Origin of the sequence: Inquilinus sp. (assembly GCF_039594555.1) — a bacterium.
Classification (GTDB): domain Bacteria; phylum Pseudomonadota; class Alphaproteobacteria; order DSM-16000; family Inquilinaceae; genus Inquilinus.
Genome location: NZ_JBCNNF010000322.1, coordinates 1 through 7,842, shown reverse-complemented (window position 1 = coordinate 7,842; position 7,842 = coordinate 1). Strand labels below are relative to the sequence as shown.

At 70.2% G+C, this 7,842-nt stretch carries 5 protein-coding genes; 1 reads left to right on the top strand and 4 read right to left on the bottom strand.

The annotated features are described in order from the left end of the window. The coding region (locus ABDW35_RS26930; protein ID WP_343716937.1) for a mechanosensitive ion channel domain-containing protein at positions 1-2,188 on the bottom strand (2,188 nt) is incomplete at its 3' end. A 225-nt stretch (positions 2,189-2,413) separates the two neighbouring features. On the opposite strand from ABDW35_RS26930, the gene acs reads away from it, so the two are divergent. Continuing rightward, positions 2,414-4,357 carry an acetate--CoA ligase gene (acs, locus tag ABDW35_RS26925; RefSeq protein WP_343716936.1) on the top strand — a complete coding sequence of 648 codons (1,944 nt, stop codon included), beginning with the start codon at positions 2,414-2,416 and terminating at the stop codon, positions 4,355-4,357. A 228-nt stretch (positions 4,358-4,585) separates the two neighbouring features. On the opposite strand, the gene ABDW35_RS26920 is transcribed toward acs, so the two are convergent. From ABDW35_RS26920 to ABDW35_RS26910, 3 genes are all read right to left on the bottom strand, one after another. Beyond that, a complete protein-coding gene (locus ABDW35_RS26920) occupies positions 4,586-5,935 on the bottom strand; it encodes an MFS transporter (protein WP_343716935.1) in 1,350 nt (449 codons plus the stop codon). Between the two features lie 55 nt (positions 5,936-5,990). Further along, a complete protein-coding gene (locus tag ABDW35_RS26915) occupies positions 5,991-7,406 on the bottom strand; it encodes an FAD-binding oxidoreductase (protein WP_343716934.1) in 1,416 nt (471 codons plus the stop codon). Positions 7,407-7,622: 216 nt separating this feature from the next. Next, positions 7,623-7,842, bottom strand: a 220-nt coding sequence (locus ABDW35_RS26910; RefSeq protein ID WP_343716933.1) for an AzlD domain-containing protein, incomplete at its 5' end; no start/stop codon positions are given.

Below are 7,842 nucleotides of genomic sequence, written 5' to 3'. Positions count from 1 at the left end.
TGCGCTTGTCCTCCCTGGCGATCGCCAGCAGCATCTCGCGCGCCTTCTCGACATCGGCCGAGGCGGCGATCGACACCGGGATGTCGACCCGGCCGTTCTTGTCCTTGTGGGTCCAGTTGACGACCTGGGACGAGATCAGGGTGCCGTTCGGCACGATCACCGAGGCGCGCTGGAAGGTCTGGATCTCGGTGGCGCGGACGCTGATGCGCCGCACCGTGCCCTCGGCCCCGCCGACCACCACCCAGTCGCCCACCTTGACCGGCCGCTCGACCAGCAGGATCAGGCCGGCGACGAAGTTCTGGACGATGTTCTGCAGGCCGAAGCCGATGCCGACCGACAGGGCGGAGGCGATCAGCGCCAGGTTCGACAGGTCGAGCCCGAGGAACCCGATCGCGAAGATGGCGACGATAAGCCCGCCGAGATAGCCGATGCCGGTGCGGATCGAGTTCTTCAAACCGCGGTCGATCTGCAGCTTCTCGATGAAATGCGCATCGAGGCGGCGCTGCAGGAAGCGGGTGGCGACGATACCGACGGTGAAAGCGACGATGGCGCCCAGGATGTTGAGCGGCGCGATGCGCACGCCGCCGACCGTCGCCCCGTCCAGCACCGCGGTGCCGATCGCCGACAGGTCGGTGCCGCTGAGGCCCAGCACCGGCGCCAGCGCCAGCAGCGCGACCAGGCCGAGGATGATGTCGGTGCACAGACTGCTGCCCGTCTCGAACACCCACAGGCCGCGGTCGTTGGGGAACAGCGAATGGCGCATCCGGGCCATCCGCCCGACCGGCTGGGTCAGGAACCGGCCGATCGCCTCCTGCACCACGCTGCGCAGGATCAGGACGGCGGCGCCGATGCCGATCGCGGCCGCCAACAGATAGGTAATGTAGAGTGCCAGCCTCTGATAACCGATCACCGCGACGATCAGCACGGCGACGGTCAGGACGGCGGCCAGGATGCGGACGCGCGGCCAGCGCCCGGACGGCCGGGCGGCGATCCGCGCGTCATCGGCCGGTTCGCCCTCCGGCAGGGAGTCGAGATCGGCGCGATAGCCCCACAGCGACCCGGGCAGCAGCGACAGCAGCGCCAGCCCACCGGCGGCCAGCGCCGACACCACCAGCAGCGACCGCAGCTCGTTCTGCATCAGCACGCGGCCATCGGCGATGGCCAGCGTCACCCCGGCCACGGCCCAGACCACCGCCGCCGCCCGCAGCCGGCGGCACAGGGTGCGGGCCGAGGCGTCGGTCAGGTCGATCAGGCGCCAGGGCGGGTCGTCGGGCGTCAGCGCGGCCGAGATCGCGGCCGAGGCGACGAAATAGGCGACGAGGCCCCAGGCCAGGACCCCGAGGACGATCAGGGCGACATAGCTGGCCGGGCGGTCGCCGAGCCAGCCGGCACAGACCACCGCCACCGCCAGGGTCATCATCGCCGGCAGCACACCATGGGCGACGGTGTGCACCAGCGCCGCGGCCACCCGGCGCCGCAGCGTCGGCACGATTTCGGAGGGGCGTCGGCCGAACCGGCGCAGCAGCCAGCGCCGCGCCAGCCAGCCGATGCCGAGGACGGCGGCGGCGAACAGGATGCGGCGCGCGATCTCCCCCACCCCGTTCCAGCCCGGGCCCAGCTGGTCCTGGAACGGCAGCAGCAGCCGCGTCGCCAGATAGCCGGCCTGGTCCGGGATCGGCTCCCAGGTCTTGGGGTCGAAGGCGGCCGGCGCCACGGTCAGCAGGTCGCGCCGGAACTGGTCGACGCGCGCGGCATCGGCGGTCTGCTGCAGCAGTTGGGCCTGCGTCTTCACCGCCTCGGCCTGCCGCACCTGCCCGTCATATTTCGCCAGGGCGTCCGCCAACTCTTGCCGCTGCTTCGTCACATCGGCCGCTTCCGGCGGCGCACCCTCCGCCGGCGGCGGGCCCAACGCGTCGCTGACCTGCTTGATCTTGCCGAGGGTGTCCTTCGCGGCATCCGCCGCCGCCTGGGTCTGGTCGATGACCGCGGCCAGCTGGTTGCGCAAGCCGTTATAATCGTCATCCGACAGGTTCTGCGCCGACAGCTTGACGTAGAGCTGCCGGATCGTGCTCTGCCATCCCGCATTCTGCTTGTCGAAGTCCGGGTTGGTCTGGGCCGCGGCCGGCAGGGCGGCGCAGATCAGGGCGAACAGCAGCAGCAGGCGGGGGAACAGCGCGCGAAGGGTCATGGGCCGGAAGGACACCGCGATGGACGGGGAGGAGCGTCAACCCTGCATGCCAAAGCGGCGACAAGAAGGCGAGACCGCCTGGCGTCGCAGCAGCAATGCGCACTCACCGGCGCGACGGATCAGCCGTGGCCGACGCCCGATCCTCTTGATATGAATCAAGGACGGCGGCCGGCACCGCCGGCAGATCTGATGCATGTCGAAAAGAACACCGATCGGGGAGACCCCATGAGCAGCGACGCCAGCCTGTTTCCCGTGTCCGACGACTGGGCCAAGCGCGCCTGGGTGAATGCCGCCCAGTACAAGGCGATGTATGAGCGCTCGGTCAGCGATCCGGAGGGCTTCTGGGCCGAGCACGGCAGGCGGGTCGACTGGATCAAGCCCTTCACCAAGGTGAAGGACACCAGCTACACCGGCGACGTCCACATCCGCTGGTTCGCCGACGGCACGCTGAACGCCGCCTATAACTGCATCGACCGGCACCTGGCCACGCGCGCCGACCAGACCGCGATCATCTGGGAAGGCGACGATCCGAAGGACAGCCGCCACATCACCTATCGCGAGCTGCACGAGCAGGTGTGCCGCCTGGCCAATGTGCTGAAGGCGCGCGGCGTCAGGAAGGGCGACCGGGTCACCATCTACCTGCCGATGATCCCGGAGGCGGCCTACGCCCTCCTGGCTTGCGCCCGGATCGGCGCCATCCATTCCGTGGTGTTCGGCGGCTTCTCGCCCGACAGCCTGAAGGACCGCATCCTCGATTGCGGCTCGACCATGCTGATCACCGCCGATGAGGGGCTGCGCGGCGGCCGCGCCGTGGCGCTGAAGGCCAATGCCGACGAGGCGCTGAAGAGCTGCCCGGAAGTCGACACCGTGATCGTCGTGCGCCGCACCGGCGGCAAGATCGGCTGGACCGAGGGCCGCGACCTGTGGCTGCACGAGGCGGCAGCGCAGGTCTCCGCCGACTGCCCGCCGGAGGAGATGGGGGCCGAGGACCCGCTGTTCATCCTCTACACCTCCGGCTCGACCGGCAAGCCGAAGGGGGTGCTGCACACCACCGGCGGCTATCTGGTCTACACGTCGATGACGCATCAATACGTCTTCGACTACCATGACGGCGATATCTACTGGTGCACCGCCGATGTCGGCTGGGTGACCGGCCACAGCTATATCCTCTACGGCCCGCTGGCGAACGGCGCCACCACTCTGATGTTCGAGGGCGTGCCGAACTATCCGGACACCTCGCGCTTCTGGCAGGTGGTGGACAAGCACAAGGTCAACATCTTCTACACCGCCCCGACCGCGATCCGCGCCCTGATGCGCGACGGCGAGGATCCGGTGAAGAAGACCAGCCGCGCCTCGCTGCGGCTGCTCGGCTCGGTCGGCGAGCCGATCAACCCCGAGGCCTGGCTATGGTACCACCGCGTGGTCGGCGACGGCCGCTGCCCGATCGTCGACACCTGGTGGCAGACCGAGACCGGCGGGATTCTCATCACCCCGCTGCCCGGCGCCATCGCCCAGAAGCCCGGCTCCGCCACCCTGCCCTTCTTCGGGGTCAAGCCGCTGATCGTCGACAATGACGGCAAGCCGCTGGAGGGCGCGACCGAGGGCAATCTCTGCATCGCCGACAGCTGGCCGGGCCAGATGCGCACGGTGTTCGGTGACCATGAGCGCTTCGTCCAGACCTATTTCTCGACCTTCAAGGGCCTGTACTTCACCGGCGACGGCTGCCGGCGGGACGAGGACGGCTATTACTGGATCACCGGGCGGGTGGACGACGTCATCAATGTCTCCGGCCACCGCATGGGCACGGCCGAGGTCGAGAGCGCGCTGGTCGCCCACGCCAAGGTGGCCGAGGCCGCGGTGGTCGGCTATCCGCACGACATCAAGGGCCAGGGCATCTACGCCTATGTCACCCTGATCGCCGGCGAGGCGCCGACCGAGGAGCTGCGCAAGGAACTGGCGCAATGGGTGCGCAAGCAGATCGGCCCGATCGCCACGCCGGACCTGATCCAGTGGGCGCCGGGCCTGCCCAAGACCCGCTCGGGCAAGATCATGCGCCGCATCCTGCGCAAGATCGCCGCCAACGAGCATCAGGCGCTGGGCGACACCTCGACCCTGGCCGACCCGGCGGTGGTGACCGACCTGGTCGACAACCGGATGAACCGGGGATAGGTGCCGCTTCACGACTGCCTTCTCTTGAGTCCCCCCTCCCCTCGCGGGAGGGGGATAGGGGGAGGGGGTTCTCTCGGCTTGATCCGGTCTAGACTGTCACACACCCGCAAGTCTGGTGAGGTCGGGCCTATGCCCATTCGCGCGCGGACGCGCGCAGACCCCTCCCCCTGCCCCCCCTCCCGCAAGGGGAGGGGGGACTCAAGAGCTATGGGCCCGCGATGACGAGGATCACGCCCGCGCCGGCGCCTCGCGCAGCCTGACGTCGGCACGCGGGCCGGCGCCGGGGCGCAGCAGCGTCACCAGCAGGGCCGCCGCCAGGCCGGCCGCGGCCAGCACGTAGAGCCCGGCCGCGGTGGACTGGAAGCCCTGTTCCACCGCCGTCTTCACATTCGGGGCGAAGAAGCCGCCGAGATTGCCGATGGCGTTGATCGCGGCGATCCCGCCCGCGGCCGCCGCCCCGCCGAAATAGCCGGTCGGGAAGGTCCAGAAGATCGGCTGCGAGGTGATGATGCCCATCGTCGTCAGGCACAGCGCCGCGATGGCGAGCGCCGGCGGGGCGTTGGCGGAGATGACAAGCCCGGCGGCGATGCCCAGCAGCGAGACGACGGCGAAGCTGCGGCGATAGCCGGTGCGCACCGCCAGCCCCGGCCAGGCCGTGGCCGCCACGATGGCACAGGCCCAGGGAATCGCCGAGACCAGGCCGACCAGCAGCCCGACCTTCATGTCCAGGAGGGCGGCGACCTGGGTGGGCAGGTAGAAGGCGACGCCGTAGCCGCTGATCTGGATCAGGAAGTAGATCGCCGCGAAATGCAGCAGCCGCGGGTCGGTCAGCACGGCGCGGAAGCCGACCCGACCGGCCGCCTGCTTCTCCCGCTCCTCCGCCGCGATCGCCCTGCTCAGCGCCTCGCGCTCCTCGGCCGGCATCCAGCGCGCCTCGGACGGGCGGTCGCACAGGTAGAAATAGGCCCAGACGCCGACCGCGGAGGCGAGCAGCCCCTCGATCAGGAACATCAGCTGCCAGCCATGCAGGCCGAACAGCCCGTCGAGGTCGAGCAGCACGCCGGAGATCGGGCCGCCGAGCATGAGGGCGAGCGGCGAGCCGAAATAGAACAGTCCCATCACCCGCCCGCGTGCCTTGGCCGGGAACCAGTAGGTCATGAACAGGATCGCGCCGGGGAAGAAGCCGGCCTCGGCCGCGCCGAGCAGCAGCCGGATCGCCGAGAAGGCGGTCTCGCCATGGGCGAAGGCCATGGCCGCCGCGACGATCCCCCAGGTCACCATGATCCGGGCCAGCCAGACCCGCGCCCCGACCCGGTGCAGCACCATGTTGCTGGGCACCTCGAAGGCGGCGTAGGTCAGGAAGAAGATGCCGGCGCCGAAGGCGAAGACCGCGTCGCCGAGGCCGGTCGACGCCTGGTAGGCCTGCTTGGCGAAGCCGATATTGGCCCGGTCGAGATAGGCCATCATGTACATCAGGATCAGGAACGGCACGAGCCGCCACGTCGCCCGCCGGATCGCGCGATCCAGCAAAGCCTCGTCCGGCGGCGCCGCTGCCGGCGCCGTTGGTCTCGTCGTCATCTTGGCTCCCTCTCGGCTGTTGTCGTTTCCGCCCGGGCCGGTCCGGGCGATCGGGCTACAGGACCTTGCCGGGGTTGAGCAGCCCGCGCGGGTCCAGCGCGTCCTTCAGCCGGCACATCAGCGCCAGTTCCGCCTCGCTGCGCACATAGGGCAGGAACGGCTTCTTGGTCAGGCCGATGCCGTGCTCGGCCGAGACCGTGCCGCCGAACTCGCGGACCATGGCGTAGACGGTCTCGACGATCTCCTGCTTCGGCTGCGGCTCGGCGCCGGGCACGCCGGCGACGATGTGCAGGTTGCCGTCGCCGATATGGCCGTAGAACAGCGCGAAGATGCCGGGCAGGCGCTGCTCCAGCGCCGCGCGGCAGGCCCGGACATAGTCGTCCATCGCCGCCACCGGCAGGCCAATGTCGAAGGATTCATGCGGCCCCAGCACCTGCTTGAATTCGGCCGCGGCGTCGCGCACGCCCCAGAAGGCGCGGATGTCCCTGATCGACTGCGCCACCGCCGCGTCGGCGATCACGCCGTCCTCGGCCTGGCGCTCGAGCCAGGCCTGGAAGCGCGGCCCGTCCACCGCCTCGTCGGTGCCCTGCGCCTCGACCAACACATAGCCGGCATGGCCGCCGGAAATCGGGCTGCGGATGCCCGGCACCTTCTGCGTCACCACGTCCCAATAGTCCGGCCACATCACCTCGAAGGCCGAGAGCAGCGGCCCCAGCCCGCGACGGGCGGCGTTCAGCAGCCGGACCGTGTGGTCGTAGCTGGACAGGCCGCACAAAGCGGCCATGGTGCAGCCCGGCTTCGGGAACAGGCGCAGCACCGCCCGGGTGATCACGCCCAGCGTGCCCTCGCTGCCGATGAACAGGTGCTTCAGGTCATAGCCGGCATTGTTCTTCAGCATCTTGTTGAGGCTGGTGACCACCTCGCCGCCCGGCAGCACCACCTCGATCCCCAGCACCATCTCGCGCGCCATGCCGTAGCGGATCACCCGGTTGCCGCCGGCATTGGTCGACAGGTTGCCGCCGATGGCGCAGGAGCCGCGGGCGCCGAGGTCGAGGGGGATGAAGAAGCCGGCTTCGTCCGCCGCCTGCTGCACCGCCTGCAGCGGCGTGCCGGCGCGCACCGTGATGGTGGCGGAGGCGGTGTCGATCTCCTCCACCCCCACCATGCGCTCCAGCGACAGGGCGACCGAGCCGGCGACCGGCCGGGCGCCGCCGCACAGCCCGGTCAGCCCGCCCTGCGGCACCACCGGGACGCCGTGCTCGGCGCAGATCCGCATCGCCGCGGCCACACCCGCCGTGTCGACCGGGCGGACCACCGCGAGCGGCCGCAGGGGGCCAAGCGTGCTCCAATCGGATTCGTTGCGCGGCGGGATGTCAGGACCGGCGAGGACGGCCGCGGCGCCGAGCGCGGCGGCCAGGGACGGGATCAGGGCATCCGGAAGCCGGTCCGGGGCCGTCGCCTGCTGCACCATCCTGTCCTCCCTCTCGCCCGGACCTGCCGTCCACGCTTCACCCGCCGCGGTCGCGATGCCTGTTTCAGGCATCCAATCCGCAGCCTCATGTCCGACATAACACCTGACATGTCAGTGAGGCAATAGTGAATGTCGGGCAAACCGTTCAGGCAAGAGCGGGCGTCCGCGCCGGCGGCGCGGTGACCTGTCACCGGAGGGTCGAGGGAAAGAGCGACGTCAGCCGACGGCGCGCAGCGCCACCACCGCCACGACGCCGACCAGGATGGTGGCCAGCAGCGGCAGGCGGGTGGCAGCGAGGGCCGTGACCAGTGCCGCCGCGGTCTCCGGCCAGCCGGTGGCCAGCACCATCGGCGCGATCACCGCGGTCAGCACCGCCGGCGGCGCCGCGTCGAAGGCCGCCTTCATCCGGCCCTGCAGCCGCAGCCGCCCGGCCAGG